Raw genomic sequence first — 20,209 nt, 5'->3', positions numbered from 1 at the left:
AAAATTTTATGCAAATATAAGGGAGAACCCTTTTCCCTCCACTTTTTCTGAGATTGTATGTCAAATTTTTTCTGTAAAGTGGTATATTGCCGCTTCTTTTAACCCTTTCGGATGATATTACATTTTTATTTGCGTTATTCCACCAAGTTCGGGCAAACCATGCTGGTAAGTGGAAATACGGCGGCCTTGGGAAATAATGATCTTTCCCGGGCTTTTTCACTTGAATACCTCAATGAGCAGCTCTGGCATGGCAGCGTGGAAATAGATCCCAAGCTGCTGGAAGGACCGCTGAACTATAAATACATCCTGCACGATGAAAAAGAGGAGGAGATACTGGAATTTGGCGATGACCGCATTGTTGACCTGCAAAAGGTCAGGGCCGAGAAGATAATATTCACTGATACCTGGAACCATGCAGGGCTGGTGGAGAATGTTTTTTTCACAGCCGCATTCCAGGATGTTCTGCTGAAGGCGAAGCGGCCAGGATCACCAGTTTCGAAAAAAGAGATAAAAAATCATACCCACGAGTTCAGGGTGAAGGCGCCGCTGCTTAATGAGAACGAGGTCATCTGCATCAGTGGCTCTGCCGGCGTATTAAACGACTGGGATAAGGATAATGTACTGCCCCTTTCAAAGAACGGCAACTGGTGGACGATAAAGCTGAACCTGGCCGGGGAACATTTTCCGCTGGTATATAAATATGGACTTTACAACACGGATGAAAAAAAATTCATCCGCTTTGAAGAAGGGAATAACCGGATCCTGCTGGCCGATGAATCGAACAGGACCGTTTCTTTTATACATGATGGTTTTGCAAAAGTGCATCCAACCAACTGGAAGGGAACCGGGGTGGCCATTCCCGTTTTCAGCCTGCGCAGTAAAAAAGGTTTCGGTACCGGCGAGTTCACCGATCTTAAACTGCTGGTGGACTGGGCCAAAAAGACCGGGCTTAAAATGATCCAGTTACTGCCGGTAAACGACACCACCGCAACAAATACGTGGAAGGATTCGTATCCGTATTCAGCCATTTCTGCTTTTGCGTTGCACCCCATGTTGCTGAATGTGGAACAGGTGGCGGGAAAGGAACACGAAGCCATTATTAAAGCGCTGGCGGCACAGCATAAGAAATTGAACAAACTTACCCAGGTTGATTACGAGGAAGTGGTCCGGCTCAAGACCGGCGTCATCCGGCAATTATATGGCCTGAAGAAAGGGGTCTTCAAAGACGATCTTGCGTACATCACTTTCTTTGAACTGAACCGTTACTGGCTGGAACCCTATGCTGCTTTTTCGTACCTGAGGGACAAATACCATACCGCCGATTTCAGTAAATGGGAGGGGTATTCGGTATACGATGAAAGCGAGATCCGGGAGCTGGTAAGTCCTGCCCGGAAGCATTACGATGAGATCGCTGTTCATTATTTCACCCAATACCACCTGCACCTGCAGTTAAAGGCAGCCACCGAATATGCCCATAAGAACGGTATCATAATAAAAGGCGATATTCCCATCGGCATCTGCCGCAACAGCGTGGATGCATGGATAGAGCCGGAACTTTATCACATGGATGAACAGGCCGGTGCCCCGCCCGATGCCTTTACGGCCAAGGGACAGAACTGGGGTTTTCCTACCTATAACTGGGAAGTGATGCAGCAGGATGATTTTACCTGGTGGAGGAAACGCTTTGAGCAGATGAGCAGTTACTTCGATGCGTTCCGCATCGATCATATCCTTGGCTTCTTCCGCATCTGGAGCATACCTGCCCATGCCGTGGAAGGTATCATGGCACGGTTCGTACCGGCCATACCCGTATCCATCAATGAGATATTTGAACGGAAGATCGTTTTTGAACGGCACCGTTATACCCAGCCTTATGTGACCGATGCGATCCTGTACGACCTGTTTGGCGACCAGAAGGATGCGGTTAAAAAAACTTTTTTCAATGGCAATAAACTGAAAGAAGGTTTCAATACACAACGAAAGGTGGAAGAATATTTTTCAAAGAACAATGCATTCAGCAAGGATGTGAAGCTTGGCTTGTACGACCTCATCAGCAATGTGATCTTTTTTGAAGTGCCGGGATCGAACGGGCAGCAGTTTCACTTCCGCATTTCCATGGAAGACACGTATTCGTTCAAACACCTCGACAAGCATTCACAGGATGAGCTTAAAAAATTATACATCGATTACTTCTATCACCGCCAGGATGAGATGTGGCGCAAAGAAGCCATGAAAAAACTCCCGGGCCTGAAGCGAAACACCAATATGCTTGTTTGCGGCGAAGACCTGGGCATGGTGCCGCATTGTGTTCCGGAAGTGATGGAGCAGCTGGGTATCCTGAGCCTGGAGATACAGCGCATGCCGAAAAAGGCCGGTACCGAATTCTTTCATCCGAAAGACGCACCGTATTTAAGTGTGGTTACGCCCTCCTCCCACGACATGAGTACCATACGCGGCTGGTGGGAAGAAGACAGCTTCAAGACCAAACGTTTCTATAACCTGGTGCTGAACCACGAAGGCGATGCGCCTGAATATTGTGAACCCTGGATAAATAAAGAGATCGTTGTACAGCACCTTTATTCACCGGCCATGTGGTGTGTATTCCAGTTGCAGGACCTGATGGGCATGAGCGAGACCATCCGCAGGGAAGATCCCCGGGAAGAACGGATCAACAATCCATCCGAACCGGAGCATTACTGGAATTACCGCCTGCATATAAACCTGGAGGACCTGCTGAAGAAAACAGCATTCAATGAAGAGTTGAAGGGCTATGTACAGGCCAGCGGCAGGTGATTAATACTGAACTGATCTTCTGCCTGATCGGTATAAGTTCTTAAATTCTAATTCGCTGTCATGCTGAGCCTGCCTGCCGGTAGGCAGGGAACGAAGCATCCTGCATAGCCTTAAGCCGGGTAGTAATTATGAGATCCTTCACTCCTTCGACCACGCTCAGGACCCAGGATGACAAAACGCTCCACTATGAAAGTCAGATACAAAACATTCAACCTTCCTTTCCGCTACCCGTTCAGCATTTCTAAAGGAACAAAGACTGAGCAGCCAACCTTTGTGGCGGAGCTTGAGTTCATGGGTATACGGGGTTATGGCGAAGCGCCTTCCATAAGCTATTACAATATACCGGTTGAGCAAATGGCCGCAGACCTGGAACGTAAAAAAATATTTGTAGAAAAATTCGCCTTCTCCGACCCGGAACGATACTGGCACTACCTGCATCATCTCTTTCCCAACAACCCTTTTTTGGTCTGTGCATTGGATATGGCCGGGTGGGACCTTTATGGCAAACTGAAAAGGAAGCAGTTGCATGAACTGTGGGACCTGGATACCGCCCGGGCGCCGCTTACCGACTATACCATTGGCATTGATACCATGGAGAAAATGGTTGCCAAGCTGAAAGAAAAGCCATGGCCCATCTACAAAATAAAAGTAGGAGTGGAGCATGATATAGAAATGGTAGCTGAATTGCGTAAGCATACCGATGCTGTTCTTCGGGTGGATGCCAATGCCGGCTGGACACTGGAGCAGGCCCTGCAAAAGATCCCGTTGCTGAAAGAACTGGGAGTGGAACTGGTTGAACAGCCGCTTGCCAAAGACGATTGGGAAGGGATGAGGTCATTGTATGCACAATCGCCCCTGCCATTGTTTGCCGATGAAGCCTGTGTGTTTGAAGGGGATGTAGAAAAATGCCAGCATCATTTTCACGGTATCAATATCAAGTTAACCAAGTGCAGCGGCATCACCCCGGCAAGAAGAATGATAGCACATGCACGGGAACTGGGTATGCAGGTGATGGTGGGTTGTATGAATGAAAGTTCGATAGGCACAGCCGCCATCGCACAACTGGCGCCCCTGCTTGACCATGTGGACATGGATGGGCCGTTGTTACTGGCAGAAGATATTGCGGAAGGGGTGGGATTTGAGAACGGGAAGATCATTTATACAGAAGGCCCTGGGTTGGGTATACGTATGGAAGCGTTCTGATAAGAATTAAAAAACCTATAAGACCCGCCTGTTGCTGACCTTATAGGTTTTTAAGAATGATTTCAGATCGTATTAATTCAAGCCCTGTACCTGCATGAAAACATAAGGATTTAAGGAATGATGCTTGTCTTTTTTTATCCTGCCTTCACAAAATTCAAGGTCAAGATAATTATTGCCGTCAATGATCTCCCACAGTTCTGCCTGGTTTCCCTCAACAAAACACTCGGGCAGTATTTCTGATGTCAGTCCTTCCCAGCAGGCTTCTATCAGTTGCTCCCTTTTTGAATACCAGTCCCTGGCATCAATACGGTTTACTTTTTCAAGCTGCTTTGAGAAGAACCTGGTATGCATCATGAGCAAAAGCTCTGTTTGCTGCTGATTGGTGTTCATAAAATAGATTTTAATGCTTTTATACAGAATATGGATAGAATCGGTAACCTATAACGTTCGTGATGTGAAGTTAAGTGTGGCAGCCAGGGAAAAATGTAGAGTTAATTTAATTTGAGGGTAGTAATTATGCTATGGGGGATTTCCTGTTGACAGTTTAAGCATTGAGAATCATAGAATAAGCAATGGAACTGTTCGGTGAGGACACCGACCAGGGCGCAGGATCATAGAATAAGCTATGGAATTATTTGGTGGAGATGCGGGCGGGGTGCAGAGATTTCAAAAAAAGGGAGCAACAAAAGTTGCTCCCGCCTTATAATTATAAACCGTAAACAAATACTGCCTTATTTTTTTGGCATCAAAACAGCATCAATTACATGCACCACACCATTGCTGCCAGTTAAATCAGCAGAAGTAACATTGGCGCCATTGATCATTACCTTGCCGTCTTTGATGGATACAGTGAGTTCTTCGCCTTGCAAGGTTTTTACTTTCTGGCCGTCTTTCAGGTCGGAAGCTTTAACTGCCCCGGCTACCACATGGTACGTTAAAATTCCGGTGAGCTTTGCTTTGTTCTCAGGCTTCAATAAACCTTCCACAGTTCCGGCTGGTAAAGCTGAAAAAGCCGCATTGGTTGGGGCAAATACGGTAAACGGGCCTGCACCTTTCAATGTTTCAACCAGGCCTGCTGCTGTTACCGCTGCTACCAGTGTAGTATGATCGGTTGAACCGATGGCTACATCAACAATATCTTTTGGGGCCGGAGCAGGTGCTTTCACTTCTTCTTTAACGACTTCCGGAGCCGCTTCCACCTCTTTTTTTTCACCGGTATTACAGGCGGTTAATGCAAATGTGCTGAATGCGGTGAAGGCAATAATTGAGAAAATGTTCTTTTTCATAATCATATAATTTGTGTTTCAGAAACAACACAAACCATCCCTAAATGTTTGCTAAAGGACATGAAAAAGATCTGTTTTTTTCTGCTGTTTAAACTTTCGTTTTAAGCGTGTGGCCAGGTTAAACAAAAATCAGTTTGCGCCCGCCAGGAATATTTCCACCCGGTCACTTGTGTCGGCCGTTTTCATCCATTCCAGGATTATATCGCTGTCGATGGCTTCATACACATCCATTTTTGACCTGCTTGACGACAGTTCTTTAACAGGAACCAGCATCAGGTAATGGGGATCTACATATTCCAGGTGATGATCCATTGTGTAGCCCTGTACCTGCAGATATTTATATCCTTTCTGTTGTAATTTATTCAACGCCTCACAAGTGAGGGGCCTGTGATTCAGAAAATTGTTCTTTACTTCATTCTTCATAAGTGTACTTTTCTTTATAACAAATTATGGCAAATAAAGTTTCAGGACATGGAATCAAAACGTTATCCTGGCAGGCCTGGGCCGGGTTAAAGAATTGCTAATTGTCTTTGGTTACTTCGTATTGTAAAAAACGGAGCTGAGACAGGAATCGGGCAGGAAAAATTTGTTTCACCCGGTAAACGTCCTGGAACCTAATAAGAGTATTTATACTGATCACAGAATTCTTCATCACAGATTAACCTGTGATAGACAGGATGTTTCAGTATATCCGTATAATCCATTTCTTTTCCGTCCACTTTTATTTTCTGATGGATCAATCGTATGCCATGGCTGTAATCCACATACCAGTTTATGTGCCCTGTGTAGAGGGGCTGGATCGGTCTGCCGTTTAATTGATGCCATCCGTAAATGGCTACCCGGGCGGGTTTGGGGTCTCTTGAGATCTTTTCCGAGATCACTACATCTTTTTTGATGCCGGCTATCAACCCCATCCTTCCCTTTCGTTGTCCCTCAATGACCAGGTGATGTTGCCACATGGTCACACTGCTGTCACGGAAGGCATACATGGGTACCGGTTCCGGTTTTGTCACTGCCTGTTGGTAAATGAGATCAACCATTTTCCGGGTGGGCAGAAAACAGTGAAAACGGTCGGCGATCTTTTGTGCTGCCATGGGTGTGAGCGGAACCCTTGCCCAATCTTCATCCGTACCTACTGAAAGGTAATCGGGAGACACATAAAAAACAGCCTGGTGAATAGTGCCTGCACTGTCTGTTATCTGGGAGCTTACCCTCACAAATTTCTGCAGGAAGGAGGGGACATTTCCCGCCAGTATCTCCTGTACCGCCAGGGAGTCCCTGGCCGCCCATTGCCAGGCTGCCACGGTTTTATAAAAAATGGTTCCGCTTATTCTTTGTGTTGCCGGAGTAGGTACTTCCAGGTAAAATGATCTGCTGCTGCTGCTGCAGGCAACAAGACCGGTGATAAGGTATGCCGCTATAAGAAATTTACTGATCAAGTATGAATTTTTCGTAAGCCCGTTCAGCAAAATAGGTAAAGTACTTTTTCCGGTCAAATTTTGTAGCGAAAAGAAGGGAGAGGATGAATCCGTTCCTGGCCACCTGTTCGGTATGGTAGATAAGCCCGGCAGGATTTTCTTTCAGGATGATCTTTATCCTTCCGCCAAGGGCTGAATGATGAATGAAAGCCGTGTCAATAACGGTAGTAAAATCAAAGGAAGAAGAAAGGTTTCGCTGCATCAGGCGGCTGCGGTACCAGGTGCCGCCGGTTGCACTTACGAGGGGTTTGCCATTGTATATCACCATGCTGTCATTATATGCAAGCACCAGTAAGCTGTTGGCCTTGCTTTGCTCCAACCAGTTCTGCAGTTTATGCTTATGCTTATCTTCTTCGTACCCGTAATCGCTGTCCAGGAAAGCGATCCGTTCAACCGTGGCAGGTATGTTCTCCACTGCATCAAGGAATCCAAATATGAAACTGCCTCCGCCACTATGCCCGTTCAGTATGATCTTAGGATCATAGGTCCCGAACAGCCGGCAGATACTGTCAACAATATTTTTGACCACGTAAATGGGATCCGGGGTGCTGCGTTTCCAGGCGGGCCAGCTTTTTTGACCGGCCATTAAATAAACCAGGATGTACGTATTCTTTTTGTCGATACGCCGGACATACCTGGTTTGTGCAGCAATATGCTGGATATCAAAATGCCAGTCATCACCTGGTTTCAGTTTCTTTCCTTTTGTCCATTCTATGCTGTTGCCGTTGGGCAATGCATAAAAGACGAGGTAGGTTTTTCCCCGGGGGTTCAGCTGTACCGGCGCATTGATGTTTATGGTAACGTCTTTCCATTGACCTTCCAGGGTCAATTCCTGCTCATCAAACAGGCCTGTTGGCTTAAAGCCCGGCAATAACTGGGCATAGGAGAAAAATTGCAGGCCCGTGAACAGGCACGCAAGGGAAGAGACCTTTACATGAACGGGGATGGAAGAAAATATAAAGCGGGTTGCTTTTTGAACCTTTTTAGTGTGCCGGGATTCATTTAATAAATGTACTCAATATTTGAATGCCTGAATTTTTGGTCACCTGCTGACGAACCGTGCATTCCAGGCCATTGAGCCAGGTGCAGAACCACAGGATCAGCAGGAAGAACAGGATGGTGAAGGCAAGGATATAAGGAAGCCTTTTGCCGTGATCAATGCTGATCTTCGCAGGGTCTGCTTAAAAGAACTTTTGTTTGTAACCTACGACCTTTTTTATTTAAACGGGAAACGATTTTGTGCAGTCATGCCAGCACGGCCGATTCGGCAACACACAATTTTGCTTTATTGCATGCCCGCACCCGGCAGCATGAAAATACGCTGCGGGTTTCATTTGTAATGAATTTGTATATTACATCATGAAAAAAGCACTATACTCCTGCCTGCTGATCTCCATCCTCTTCACCGGGAAAGTTTTTGCCCAGGGGTCAGCAGAAAAAAAAGGCTGGCCTTCAGCCGAACGGTATTCTTTTATAACCGACTGTATGGGAAATGCAAAAAAGGGAATGAATGAAGATGCCGCCCGCTACTACTGCTATTGTATGCAGGAATATATCGAAAGAAAATATCCGGCAATCGAAGAGGCCGCTAAGTTAACGGAAGCGGATCTGAATACCCCTGAAATGAAAAAAGAGATCCAGGATTGTCTTGTCTCTAAAAGCTCATGGTCCTCAGCAGACCGGTCAGATTTCCTGGCAAGCTGCATTGAATCCGCAAAGGCGGAGCTCAGTGAGGAAAAAGCGAAAAATTATTGCGGGTGTACGCTTTTTAAAATGGAAAAAAATATCCTAAAGTTTCTGATGCAACTGCTTTGACAGAAAAGATGATGCAAACGCCTGAATTTAAGAAGATTATATCAGAATTTATGGCATTTTAACCCTCCTGTTCAGCCAATGCTTGAATAGTGTACTGCACAAATAAGTCCTGCCGCGACCGGGACGGGATTGGGTAAAGAAATATAGTTTGTTAAACTTATTTCTCAAGTCGGCCCGTACTTCGACTTCGCCCGTACTTCGACTTCGCCCGTACTTCAACTTCGCTCGTACTTCGACTTCGCCCGTACTTCGACTTCGCCCGTACTTCGACTTCGCCCGTACTTCGACTTCGCTCAGTACTTCCAACCAACACTTCGACTCCGCTCAGTGTTACTTCACATACGGCGTACCATAATACTTCACATATTTGCTCAGCCACTGGTCCTGTTCCCAAAGCATGTGCAGTATATTTTCCTTTGCGGCATAACCATGACTTTCAAATGGCAGTTGCACAAAACGTACCGTGCCGCCATGGCCTTTGATGGCATTGTACAGGCGTTCGCTTTGTATGGGAAAGGTGCCGGGGTTGTTGTCGGCTTCGCCGTGTATCATCAGCATCGGTGTTTTGATCTGGCTTGCATAACTGAAGGGGCTCATTTTAAAATACACTTCGGGCGCCTGCCAGTAGGTACGTTCCTCATTCTGGAAACCAAATGGGGTGAGGGTGCGGTTGTAAGCGCCGCTGCGGGCAATGCCTGCCTTGAACAATTTTGTATGTGCCAGCAGGTTTGCGGTCATGAATGCCCCGTAACTGTGGCCGCCAACAGCCACCCGGTTGCGGTCGCCAACACCCATTTCCGCCACTTTATCAATGGCGGCTTCAGCGCTCCAGGTCAGCTGGTCCACAAAGTTATCGTTGGGTTGTTTGTCGCCTTCGCCCACAATGGGGAACTCGGTGTTATCCATAATAGCATACCCCTGCGTAGCCCAGAAAACAACAGAGCCATAGCCTACCCGGGTAAATGTGTATTTGCTGCCACGCAATTGTGCCGCATCGGCTGCACTTTTAAATTCACGGGGATAGGCCCACATGATAACAGGTAATGGCCCGTCTTTTTTTGCATCGTAACCTTTTGGCAGGTATAGGTCGGCAGCCAGGTCAACACCATCTTTGCGCTTGTACGTGATCTTCTGTTTGGTGATGCCACGCAGCCCGGGTTGCGGATCGGGGAAACCGGTGATGGCTTTTACGGAATTATTTTTCAGGTCACGCAGGTAATAATTGGGTTGTTCATCCTGGCTTTGCCTGTTGGTAACAATGATCAGCTTATCATAGTCCAGCACATCGGTCACGGTCTCATAATAGGGTTCTTCGCAGCGCCAGAGCTGTTTGGTCTCTTTGGTATTGATGTCGAAACTGTTTAGGAAAGGCAGGTCGCCTTTGGCTGAAGCGCCATTCCCCCGCATGACCAACTGTGAACCGTTGATCAGTTTGGGAACAGTACGGCCCCATTTGTTTTTTTCGGTGAGGGGTGAACCGGGATCGTTATACGCATCGTCGGTACTCCGGTCAACCAGCACTTCCATTTTTCCATTGCCATACATCTTGCTCATCTTCATTCGGTGTTTTGCCCGCGAACCTTCGGTAACAAAGAAAAGATCGGCAGTAACATCCGTTATACTGTACATGCGTTCGGCAGTTTTTACGAGTTCTTTTGGCGTGCCGGTAAATGGAGCTGCTAACGTAAAAGCTGCATCATGGTGATCCATTTTATTTTTGATGAGGCCGCTGTCCAATGGCTCTATCCACCTTACGGTTGCCGGCGAATTACTTAACCAGCCATAACCACGGGGTGCATTCAATACATTGTCGTTTCCTCTTGGCGCCAGCTCGCTGCTCGGTAATTTTGCCAGCACTTTTACAGTGACCAGGTTCATGTCGGTTATCATCATGGTGCTGTTAAAGCCACCGGCGGTAACTAAATAGGAAAAGGGTTTGTCAATTCTTTTTACAAGCAGGTATTTTTTATCAGGAGATATATTTACACTGCTGTATATGGCTGGTGTACCGATCTTCGTTTCAATGCCATTGGTGTTTTTTACCAGTTGGGTGCTGGCATAAAATTCAAACTGTGTTTCATCAAAGGGAGATTTTATCAGGTCCTGGAAGGTAACGCTGGCAGCTACCTTGCCTAAGTTCTGCTGTACAACCGGGCCTTTTGGTGCCAGTGGTTTTTTTGGCGCCATGCTGAGCGGCTTGTTTACGGCAGCATAGAGCAGGCTGTTGTTGTCTATCCAGTCGAAAGCCGCGTTTAAAACCAGGTTAACGGCAGCTTTGTTTATTTTGGTTGCTTTGCGGGTTTTAATACCCAACACATAAATATCAATGCCGTTGCCGGTGGTATTGGTGAAAGCGGCTTTGTCTTCATCGGGGCTCCATTGCAGGTTGCCGGCTTTCAGGTTAGCCGGTAAGCCGGTAACAGGGAATTCTTTGCCGGTTGCCACTTCTTTAATGGTGATATTGGTAAAATAGCTGGTCCTGCTGGGTCCGAAATTGTTTGGGTTTATCCGTAGCCCGGCGATGCGTAACTCGGGCTGGGCAAGGTCTTCCACCGATGGCATGTCACTCCGGTCGAGCAGGAGCATGTATTGCCCTTTACTGTCGAAGCTGACGCCGGGGGTTGGTTTTGCCATTACCAGGTCGTAAATCTCTTTGGGCGGTACCTGGTATTCGATGGCATCCTGGGCGAAGAGGCTGTTGCCAATGAACAGCAGGGCGATGATGAAGATATTTTTCATATTGTGTGTTTGTATTTTCAGTTTGAAATTCCAACGCGTTGTTTAATGTACTCATTCTTTTCCAGTTCATTCAGCATGAACATGGCCAGGTCACCGGTATTGATCCTGTATTTATTCTGTTCGGGAGGATAACCGGCATTGGTGACATAGCTGCCCGTTGGCCCCTTGTCAATAATATCGGGAGAACAAACAAAGGTCCAGTCCAGCCCGCTTTGGTTCAGCAGTTCAAACGCTTTTTTATGCTCCAGGCCCACGGCTTTATATTCCGGCGGGTAATCCTCTTTGTCGATCAACAGTCTGGTCTCATCTGCATTCAGAACGCCCAGGCCGCCAAGCGCAACGATCCGCTTCACGCCCGCCTTGTTCATTTGCTTTATGATGTTCTTCATACCGAGCGTACGGGTCTTATCGCTTCCGTCGGAGGCGCCGCCAATGGCAGAGAGCACCGCATCGCAACCTTTGACCGCTTTATACACTTCGCCTTCATCAAACAAAGCCCCTTGTACCAGTTGCAGGTCATCTGCCTGCAAAAAAACGGTGGTATAAACATTCCTTCCAAATGCTTTTACATGATGGCCTTTGAACAGCGCCTGCTGAACCAGTTGCTTACCCACCTGGCCGGTGGCTCCGAATACGATGAGGTTCACTTTTTTTATTTTGATGAAGTTACTTCAATTCCCCCTGAGTACGTCGCCAAATTCTTCTGCTTTTCTTTTGAAAACGGAGTTTGCAAAGGGACAGAGTGGTAAAATTCTGATGTGGTTTGCCCGGGCATATTCCACGGCAGCGTTCACCAGCTGGTAGCCCACATTTTTACCCCTTAATTCATCTGATACCTCGGTGTGGTCAATGATCATCAGGTCGGTTCCGGTCATCGACCAGGTCATTTCGGCCAGCGGCCTTCCTTGCTCTTCCACATAAAAGGAGCCTTTGCTGCCATCCTGTTTCTGTTGTATCAGCATATTGTAAAAATTTATTCAATTTACTAAAAAAGTTTTTTTAGTAACCGATTTGTACACATATTTGCAACAGGAATGAGCATGATCAATACAAATAGCAGCAGTTGGTGGTGGCAGTCAAAAGACTGACGTGTCGCTGCACTGTTATTACATGTAACTAAATAATTACGGGCCCCGACACGATGTGTTGGGGCTTTTTGATGCCCCTCCACCTCCGCCAGTTCGCGAAGGAACCGGGCAGGAGTAAAAAATAGTAAAAGCATTTCTTTATTGTATGCAGTCAGAAATTATTTTATAAACTATAAATTGAAATTCTCCGCCAACTGGCGGAGACAGGGGTAATGAAAAGAATAGAGATACAAACCACGTACAAAAAAATGCTCGCCGATGTATATACACCTGTTGGCATTTACCTGCGCCTGCGTGACCGGTTCAGGGATACGATACTATTGGAGAGTACCGATTTCCACGCCGGGGAGAACAGTTATTCATTCATCGGTGTCAATGCCATTGCAGGAATTGAGGTAAGCAATCCTTCTGTCATTGAATTTAAACTTCCGGGCCAGCATGCTGAACGGATCAGGATCGATACCCCGGGGGACGTAACCCGGCATCTCCGGGAATTCATGCAGCGGTTTGAAATAAAGGGGGCCGTAACAAAACCGGTACGTGTTGCACAGGGGTTATTTGGTTATACCAGCTATGAGGCGGTTCAGTTCTTTGATGACATACCCCCTCCCGATGGGTATCGGGACTCTCCAGGAGGAGAGGGGAGCGGCATTCCGTTAATACGTTACCGCCTTTATCAGTACATGATCGCCATCGATCATTTTAAAGATGAACTGCTCCTTTGCGAAAACCAGGTACAGGGGATAGAGAGTGAGCTGGAAATAATTGAAAGCCTGATCAGGAACCGCGACGTTCCTGTTTTTCCATTCAGGAGTGTTGGAGAAGAGATGTCCAATATGACCGATGCAGCCTATGTGGAAATGGTGAAGAAGGGGATCGCCGCCTGTTACCGGGGAGATGTATTCCAGGTTGTGCTCAGCAGGCGTTTTGAGCAGCATTTTACCGGGGATGATTTTAATGTATCCCGGGCACTGCGGAGCATCAACCCGAGCCCGTATTTATTTTATTTTGATTACGGCGATTATAAACTGATGGGTTCTTCACCCGAAAGCCAGCTGATCGTTGACAAAGGTAAGGCTGTTGTTCATCCCATTGCCGGCACGTTCAAGAGAACGGGCGATGATGAACAGGATGAACTGCTTGCGGTACAATTGAAGAACGAACCAAAGGAAAATGCCGAACACGTGATGCTGGTTGACCTGGCCCGGAATGACCTGAGCAGGGTGTGCAGCGAAGTAGCAGTGACGCAATACAAGAAAATAAATTACTATAGCCATGTCATACATTTGGTGAGCGAAGTGACCGGGAAAGTGGATGGTGACATAAACCCGTTCACCTTGCTGGCGGCCACTTTTCCGGCAGGTACGTTAAGCGGGGCTCCGAAAATAAAGGCCATGCAGCTGATCAGTGAATATGAAACAACAGCCCGCGGTTATTATGGCGGGGCCATCGGTTTCATCGGTTTCGACAACAGCATCAACCATGCCATCATGATCCGTACATTTTTGAGCAGGGATAATACCCTGTTCTACCAGGCGGGTGCCGGTATCGTAGCAGCCAGTGAACCGGAAACTGAACTGCAGGAAGTGAATAATAAACTGAACGCATTGAAACAGGCCATTGAAGGGGCAGGAAATATCGATTAATTGTTCATGGTTCATGGTTGATGGTTCATAGCAGAACCCGCTTCCATGAACCATGAACTATGAACCATGAACATTAACGTCAGACCATGAAAATCTTAGTATTCGATAATTACGATTCGTTCACGTACAACCTCGTTCATCTTGTTGAAAAGATAACGGGTGAGAAAATTGATGTGTTCCGCAATGACCGGATCGGTTTAGCGGACATTGCCGTTTATGATAAAATAATTTTATCCCCGGGACCAGGTATCCCGAAAGAAGCCGGTTTGCTTTTGCCATTGATAAAGGAATATGCCGCTTCAAAATCGATATTGGGTGTTTGCCTCGGACACCAGGCCATAGCGGAAGCTTTTGGAGGAACATTGGTGAACCTTACTACTGTTTATCATGGGGTGGCAACCCCGGTAAAAATTCTGAATACCAGGTCCGGGATCCTGAAAGGACTTGGAGAGGAAATCGAAGCAGGGCGTTACCATAGCTGGATCGTAAGCGATGATGACCTTCCCGGGGTGCTGGAAGTAACTGCACGGGATGCGAATGGATATATCATGGGGTTGCAGCATAAAGAATTTGATGTGCAGGGAGTTCAGTTTCACCCGGAGAGTGTGCTGACGCCGGACGGGGAGCAGATATTGCGGAACTGGTTAACCCCCTCCGCCCCCGCCAACTGGCGGAGGAACTAGGCAAGAGTAAAAATAGTATTCATCATAAATCTAAGTTCTCCGCCAGCAGGCGGAGACAGGGGCATGAAAAAGATCCTGAACTATTTATTCGAACACAAAAGCCTTTCCAGGGAACAGGCAAAGGAAGTATTGCACAATATTTCCAAAAAAGTGTACAGTGATGCAGAGATCGCCGCATTCATTACCGTGTATTTAATGCGCAGCATCAGTATTGATGAACTGCAGGGCTTCCGGGATGCATTGCTGGAACTACGTGTGCAGGTTGGCCTGGATGGATATGAACTGATGGATATAGTTGGTACGGGCGGCGACGGGAAGAATACATTCAATATCTCTACCCTCAGTTGTTTTATCGTGGCAGGAACGGGTAACAAAGTTGCCAAACATGGTAATTACGGCGCTTCCTCCATCAGCGGCTCCAGCAATGTAATGGAACAACTGGGTTATACTTTTAAAGCCGATACAGGAGCATTGAAAAAAGAACTGGAAGAAGCCAATATTTGTTTTTTACATGCTCCGTTATTTCACCCGGCATTGAAAGTGGTAGGTCCCATCCGGAAGAGCCTGGGCGTTCGTACCTTTTTTAATATGCTGGGCCCGATGGTGAACCCTGCTTCACCAAAATACCTGCTGGTGGGCGTGTATAACCTGGAGATGGCCAGGATATATAATTATTTATTGCAGCAGGGAGCGGGTGCTTTTACCATTATTCATGGCCTGGATGGCTATGATGAGATTTCCCTGACAGGGGATACTAAAATAATAAGCAACAGCGGGGAAAAGATCTGCAGTGCTGAACAACTTGGGAAGCGGACGGTGAACCCAACGGACATTCATGGGGGTAATTCCGTGGAGGAAGCTGCAGGGATCTTCCTGAAGATATTGAAGGGGGAGGGAAGCTGGGCACAGAATGCGGTGGTACTGGCTAATTCGGCGATGGCATTGCAATGCACGGGAAAATATGAAGGTTACGAAGCCTGTTACCAACTGGCAGTAGAAAGCCTGGAGAGCGGGAGGGCTTATCAATCATTTAAAAAATTAATATCGTTCCAGTGAATACTATTTTAGATGAAATAGTTGCAGTCAAGAAAAAAGAAGTTGAGTATAAAAAATCCTTTGCTGACCTGGATTGGTACAGGTCCTTTTCGACTGACTTTGACCGGGAATGTTTTTCCCTGAAACAAAGTTTATTAAAAGAGAACAGCACGGGTATCATTGCAGAATTTAAAAGAAGATCGCCTTCCAAAGGCTGGTTTAAAGCGGATGATTATTCAGCGCCGGCAATTGTAATGTGCTATGAAGAGTATGGGGCAGCCGGCGCCTCGGTTTTAACAGATGCTGAATTCTTTGGCGGTGATCTGCCGGATATCACTGTTTGCCGGGTTGTGACAGAACTCCCCATTTTGAGAAAAGACTTTATTATTGATGAAATACAGGTGCTGGAAGCCAAGGCGTATGGGGCAGATGTAATTCTTCTCATAGCAGCCATTCTGTCTCCGGCCCGGGTAGAAGCGCTGGCAATTGAAGCCAAAAAATACGGGCTGGAAGTACTGCTGGAACTGCATGACGAAAGTGAATTGGGACATATTTGTAACGAAGTGGATATGGTTGGGATAAATAACCGAAATTTAAAAACTTTCCAGGTTGACATCGGTCATTCCATAAGGCTTTCAAAGAAGTTGCCGGCCGGTAAGATCAAAATCGCCGAAAGCGGTATTGATGATGTGGGAACGATACGAATGCTGAGAGAAGAAGGATTCAATGGATTTTTAATCGGGGAAAAATTCATGAAAGCCGGTCACCCGGGAGAGGCATTCAGGCAATTTGTACAACAATTAAAACAATCATAAGATGAACATTAAAGTATGTGGCATTACCCAACTGAAACAACTGCAGCAGTTAGATGGCCTGGACATTGATTTTGCCGGATTGATCTTTTACAAGGATTCCCCGAGGTACATGGGCGACAAGATCCCCGGGAAGGACCTGAAGAATGCTGATTTTGACCTGAAGAAAGTGGGTGTGTTTGTTAATCCCGAAATGATCGATGTGCTGGATGCCATTGATGAGTATGGGCTGGAAGTGGTGCAGCTGCATGGAGACGAAAGCCCGGAAATGTGCGAAGACCTGAGCAGTGAAGTGGAAGTGATAAAGTCCTTCCGCATCAGCGGGGATGAGGATATTGATAAACTGGTTGCACCCTACGATGCGGTTTGTGATTATTATTTATTTGATACGGGTGGGTTGACGGAGAGTTTAGGTGGTACGGGTAAGCAGTTCGACTGGAATATCCTGACCCGGGCCAAAATAGAAAAGCCCTTCTTTTTAAGTGGCGGCATCGGGGTGGACGATGTGGCGAAAATAAAAGCATTCAGGCACCCGGATTTTTATGCAGTGGACATCAACAGCAAATTTGAGAAAGAGCCGGGTGTAAAAGACATGGCGCTGCTGTTGCAGTTCAGGCAGGGGTTCAAGAAATAAATGATAAAGCATGATAACCGTCAGACCTGCAACGGAAGATGATCTGCCGCCGATACTGGATATCTACAATGATATTATTGAACATACTACGGCGGTATATTATTATGAACCGCACACGCTGGAGATGCGCAGGCAATGGTTTGAAGAAAGGAAACAAAGGGGTTTCCCGGTATTTGTGGCTGAAGAGGACGGGGTCATTTTAGGGATGAGTACCATCGGGCCATTCCGGGTGCCAACGGCCTACCAGTTCTCGGTAGAGAATACGGTACACGTGGCAGCAAACGCAAGGAGAAGAGGGATAGGAAAATTACTGATGCCGCCCATCATTGAAGCAGCAGGGAAACTGAAGATGCATACCATCATCGCCGGTATTGATGCCGGCAATGAAGTGAGTCTGCACCTGCACAGGAGTTTTGGTTTTGTGGAAGTGGCACATTTTAAGGAAGTGGGGTTCAAGTTTGGCAGGTGGCTTGACCTGAAATTCCTGCAGTTGATATTACCCCTGTCTTCTGAAGGGCAAAACAGAAAAGATTGAAACGGTGATCCTGTTTTGCAAAAGGAATTCATATCGCAGCATGGCTGGATGATATATAATTGAATCGGAAATGATAACAACAGGTACATATCAGCAACCAGATGAACACGGGTACTACGGAAATTTCGGAGGCGCCTTCGTACCGGAGATGCTATACCCCAATGTGAAGGAACTCCAGGACAATTACCTGCAGCTAATGTATGAAGAAGGGTTCCAGGAAGAATTCCAGGAACTGCTGAGGGATTATGTTGGCAGGCCTACACCCCTGTTTTTTGCAGAACGGTTGAGCAGTAAATACAGGGTACGGATATTTTTAAAGCGGGAAGACCTTTGCCATACCGGTGCCCATAAAATAAACAATACCATCGGGCAGATACTGCTGGCGCAACGCCTGGGTAAAAAAAGGATCATTGCTGAGACCGGTGCAGGTCAGCATGGTGTGGCAACGGCAACCGTCTGTGCATTGAAAGGACTGGAATGTATCGTGTACATGGGAGAAAAAGATATGGAGCGCCAGGCGCCCAACGTAACAAGGATGAAAATGCTGGGTGCAACCGTGGTACCTGTGACCAGCGGGAGCAGGACATTGAAGGACGCTACCAATGAAGCCATCCGCGACTGGATCAATAACCCGGTGGATACACATTATATAATCGGTTCGGTGGTGGGGCCACATCCTTATCCCGATATGGTTGCCAGGTTCCAGGCTGTGATAAGCGAAGAAATAAAGCAACAGCTATTGGAACAGTCAGGCAGTGAAGATCCGGATTATGTACTGGCATGCGTGGGGGGCGGCAGCAATGCAGCAGGAGCTTTCTACCATTTTTTAGATAATAAAGATGTAAAACTCATCGCAGTGGAAGCGGCCGGTTGTGGTATCAACAGCGGCATGAGCGCTGCCACCACCCAATTGGGTAAACCCGGTATATTGCATGGCAGTAAAAGCCTGCTGATGCAGACCGGAGATGGCCAGGTGGTGGAGCCGCACAGCATCTCTGCCGGCCTCGACTATCCCGGCATTGGTCCGCTGCATGCACATTTGTTTGAAACGGGCCGGGCAATATTCATGAGCGCCACCGATAACAAAGCATTGAATGCCGCTTTTGAACTGAGTAAACTGGAAGGGATCATCCCGGCGCTGGAATCGGCACATGCACTGCATGCTTTAAAAATGATCAACTTTAAGAAGACCGATGTGGTGGTGGTTTGTTTGAGCGGCCGGGGGGATAAGGACCTTGAAACGTACATGAGATATATCTGACCTCACCCCAACCCCTCTCCAAAGGAGAGGGGCCAGAGACACTAATTCACTAAAATGTTTTAAATAATGCGATACATAACTTTTATTACCTGTTGTAGTTTTCTTTTTTCCTGCAGCGATTCATTCATCAACCATAAGTTGAAATTTGAAAAGCTGGGTGAATGTAACAGCCAGGCATCTCCCGTTAAGATCATCTCCAACATCAATGGCGAACGCTATGAATTCACCAGTTGTATGGATGATGGATTTGATGGAAAGAATTATACCGTGGACAGGAAGGGTGACAGCATCATTGTAACTTTCCCCAATACCGTAGCTAAAAAGAAGGCCCGGTATAACCTGGTACTCGATATCGATGCCAAGCCACGTTATAACCACATCATTTTAGACGGGCAGGAACTGACCCTTGTTCCTTCAGAAAGATAGAAATGAGCAGGATAAGAAAACTTTTTTCTGAAAAGAGGAAAAACATATTGAACATCTACTGTACTGCAGGTTATCCTCAATTGGACTCCACCATGGAAATGATAAAAGCATTACAGGATTACAACGCCAATATCATTGAACTCGGCATGCCTTACAGCGATCCCCTTGCCGACGGACCGGTAATTCAGCAAAGCAGCAGCACAGCCATTGCAAACGGGATGACCATTGCCAGGCTGTTTGAACAGCTGAAAGATTTCAGGAATGAAATTCACCTGCCTGTTATCTTAATGGGATACATGAACCCGGTTCTGCAATACGGCTTTGAGAAATTCTGTGCAGCTGCAGCTGCATTTGGTATTGATGGGATCATCCTGCCCGACCTGCCCGTGTATGAATTCGAGACGGAATACGGAGCTATCCTGAACAAATACGGGCTTGACTTTATTTTCCTTGTCACGCCCGAAACCGGGGATGAGCGAATAAAAAAACTGGACAGTCTGGGCAGTGGTTTTATTTATGCTGTTTCATCATCTGCCACTACCGGGAATAACAAGCCGGTAGAAGCGCAGGAAAGTTATTTTACCAGGTTGAAAGCGTTGGATCTCAGGAACCCGGTGCTGGTGGGATTTGGTATAAAAGACAAGGCCGGTTTTGCGGCTGCCTGCAGCCACGCCAACGGGGCCATCATCGGCTCAGCCTATATCAATGCGCTGCACAACAGTGCGGATATCAACCTGACTACTAAAGAATTCCTAAATGATATACGGCCATAACC

The 20,209-nt window shown here is 46.8% G+C and carries 20 protein-coding genes; 12 read left to right on the top strand and 8 right to left on the bottom strand.

The genetic code is table 11. The annotated features are described in order from the left end of the window. Positions 1 to 111 precede the first annotated feature (111 nt). Together IPJ02_03455 and IPJ02_03450 are read left to right on the top strand one after the other, a co-directional pair. Entirely contained in the window at positions 112 to 2,793 is a 2,682-nt protein-coding gene (locus tag IPJ02_03455) for a 4-alpha-glucanotransferase (GenBank protein MBK7374637.1), read from the top strand. A gap of 186 nt (positions 2,794 to 2,979) precedes the next feature. Then, complete coding sequence (locus tag IPJ02_03450; protein ID MBK7374636.1) at positions 2,980 to 3,996, top strand: dipeptide epimerase; 1,017 nt, start codon at positions 2,980 to 2,982, stop codon at positions 3,994 to 3,996. Positions 3,997 to 4,068: 72 nt separating this feature from the next. Here the strand turns inward: IPJ02_03450 and IPJ02_03445 are convergent, their stop codons facing one another. The 5 genes from IPJ02_03445 to IPJ02_03425 all read right to left on the bottom strand — a co-directional run bounded on the left by IPJ02_03445 (position 4,069) and on the right by IPJ02_03425 (position 7,631). Then, complete coding sequence (locus IPJ02_03445) at positions 4,069 to 4,386, bottom strand: hypothetical protein (protein MBK7374635.1); 318 nt, start codon at positions 4,384 to 4,386, stop codon at positions 4,069 to 4,071. Positions 4,387 to 4,727: 341 nt separating this feature from the next. Next, complete coding sequence (locus tag IPJ02_03440) at positions 4,728 to 5,282, bottom strand: fasciclin domain-containing protein (GenBank protein MBK7374634.1); 555 nt, start codon at positions 5,280 to 5,282, stop codon at positions 4,728 to 4,730. Positions 5,283 to 5,411: 129 nt separating this feature from the next. Beyond that, positions 5,412 to 5,705: a hypothetical protein gene (locus IPJ02_03435; protein MBK7374633.1), complete on the bottom strand. Its 294-nt coding sequence runs from the start codon at positions 5,703 to 5,705 to the stop codon at positions 5,412 to 5,414. A gap of 191 nt (positions 5,706 to 5,896) precedes the next feature. After that, positions 5,897 to 6,721: a hypothetical protein gene (locus tag IPJ02_03430; protein MBK7374632.1), complete on the bottom strand. Its 825-nt coding sequence runs from the start codon at positions 6,719 to 6,721 to the stop codon at positions 5,897 to 5,899. Then, positions 6,711 to 7,631: a hypothetical protein gene (locus IPJ02_03425; GenBank protein ID MBK7374631.1), complete on the bottom strand. Its 921-nt coding sequence runs from the start codon at positions 7,629 to 7,631 to the stop codon at positions 6,711 to 6,713. The genes IPJ02_03430 and IPJ02_03425 overlap by 11 nt, the downstream gene beginning before the upstream one ends. A 614-nt stretch (positions 7,632 to 8,245) precedes the next feature. Between IPJ02_03425 and IPJ02_03420 the strand changes: the two genes are divergently transcribed. Beyond that, on the top strand, positions 8,246 to 8,575 hold the full coding sequence (locus tag IPJ02_03420) for a hypothetical protein (GenBank protein MBK7374630.1): 330 nt from the start codon (positions 8,246 to 8,248) through the stop codon (positions 8,573 to 8,575). Between the two features lie 330 nt (positions 8,576 to 8,905). On the opposite strand, the gene IPJ02_03415 is transcribed toward IPJ02_03420, so the two are convergent. From IPJ02_03415 to IPJ02_03405, 3 genes are read right to left on the bottom strand one after another with little or no spacing between them, the layout of a single operon-like run. Then, positions 8,906 to 11,314 carry a prolyl oligopeptidase family serine peptidase gene (locus IPJ02_03415; protein ID MBK7374629.1) on the bottom strand — a complete coding sequence of 803 codons (2,409 nt, stop codon included), beginning with the start codon at positions 11,312 to 11,314 and terminating at the stop codon, positions 8,906 to 8,908. 17 nt (positions 11,315 to 11,331) lie between these two features. Then, a complete protein-coding gene (locus IPJ02_03410; protein MBK7374628.1) occupies positions 11,332 to 11,961 on the bottom strand; it encodes an SDR family oxidoreductase in 630 nt (209 codons plus the stop codon). 24 nt (positions 11,962 to 11,985) lie between these two features. After that, positions 11,986 to 12,276: an N-acetyltransferase gene (locus IPJ02_03405; GenBank protein ID MBK7374627.1), complete on the bottom strand. Its 291-nt coding sequence runs from the start codon at positions 12,274 to 12,276 to the stop codon at positions 11,986 to 11,988. 338 nt (positions 12,277 to 12,614) lie between these two features. On the opposite strand from IPJ02_03405, the gene IPJ02_03400 reads away from it, so the two are divergent. The 9 genes from IPJ02_03400 to IPJ02_03360 all read left to right on the top strand — a co-directional run bounded on the left by IPJ02_03400 (position 12,615) and on the right by IPJ02_03360 (position 20,207). Next, a complete protein-coding gene (locus IPJ02_03400; GenBank protein MBK7374626.1) occupies positions 12,615 to 14,048 on the top strand; it encodes an anthranilate synthase component I family protein in 1,434 nt (477 codons plus the stop codon). An 86-nt stretch (positions 14,049 to 14,134) separates the two neighbouring features. Further along, the gene (locus tag IPJ02_03395) at positions 14,135 to 14,731 is read left to right on the top strand and encodes an aminodeoxychorismate/anthranilate synthase component II (protein MBK7374625.1); all 597 of its coding nucleotides are present in this window, start codon (positions 14,135 to 14,137) and stop codon (positions 14,729 to 14,731) included. A 63-nt stretch (positions 14,732 to 14,794) separates the two neighbouring features. Then, a complete protein-coding gene (gene trpD, locus IPJ02_03390) occupies positions 14,795 to 15,787 on the top strand; it encodes an anthranilate phosphoribosyltransferase (GenBank protein MBK7374624.1) in 993 nt (330 codons plus the stop codon). Further along, the gene (trpC, locus tag IPJ02_03385) at positions 15,784 to 16,581 is read left to right on the top strand and encodes an indole-3-glycerol phosphate synthase TrpC (GenBank protein MBK7374623.1); all 798 of its coding nucleotides are present in this window, start codon (positions 15,784 to 15,786) and stop codon (positions 16,579 to 16,581) included. The genes trpD and trpC overlap by 4 nt, the downstream gene beginning before the upstream one ends. Before the next feature lies 1 nt (position 16,582). Continuing rightward, a complete protein-coding gene (locus IPJ02_03380) occupies positions 16,583 to 17,212 on the top strand; it encodes a phosphoribosylanthranilate isomerase (GenBank protein MBK7374622.1) in 630 nt (209 codons plus the stop codon). Positions 17,213 to 17,222: 10 nt separating this feature from the next. Next, on the top strand, positions 17,223 to 17,747 hold the full coding sequence (locus IPJ02_03375) for an N-acetyltransferase (protein ID MBK7374621.1): 525 nt from the start codon (positions 17,223 to 17,225) through the stop codon (positions 17,745 to 17,747). Positions 17,748 to 17,817: 70 nt separating this feature from the next. Continuing rightward, on the top strand, positions 17,818 to 19,008 hold the full coding sequence (gene trpB, locus IPJ02_03370; protein ID MBK7374620.1) for a tryptophan synthase subunit beta: 1,191 nt from the start codon (positions 17,818 to 17,820) through the stop codon (positions 19,006 to 19,008). 66 nt (positions 19,009 to 19,074) lie between these two features. Next, a complete protein-coding gene (locus IPJ02_03365) occupies positions 19,075 to 19,434 on the top strand; it encodes a hypothetical protein (protein MBK7374619.1) in 360 nt (119 codons plus the stop codon). A gap of 2 nt (positions 19,435 to 19,436) precedes the next feature. Continuing rightward, positions 19,437 to 20,207, top strand: a complete 771-nt coding sequence (locus IPJ02_03360; GenBank protein ID MBK7374618.1) for a tryptophan synthase subunit alpha — start codon at positions 19,437 to 19,439, stop codon at positions 20,205 to 20,207. Positions 20,208 to 20,209 lie beyond the last annotated feature (2 nt).

The organism is Chitinophagaceae bacterium (genome assembly GCA_016710165.1).
GTDB lineage: Bacteria > Bacteroidota > Bacteroidia > Chitinophagales > Chitinophagaceae > Ferruginibacter.
Note: the sequence above shows the minus strand (reverse complement) of the source record. Positions and strands in the feature narration are given on the sequence as shown.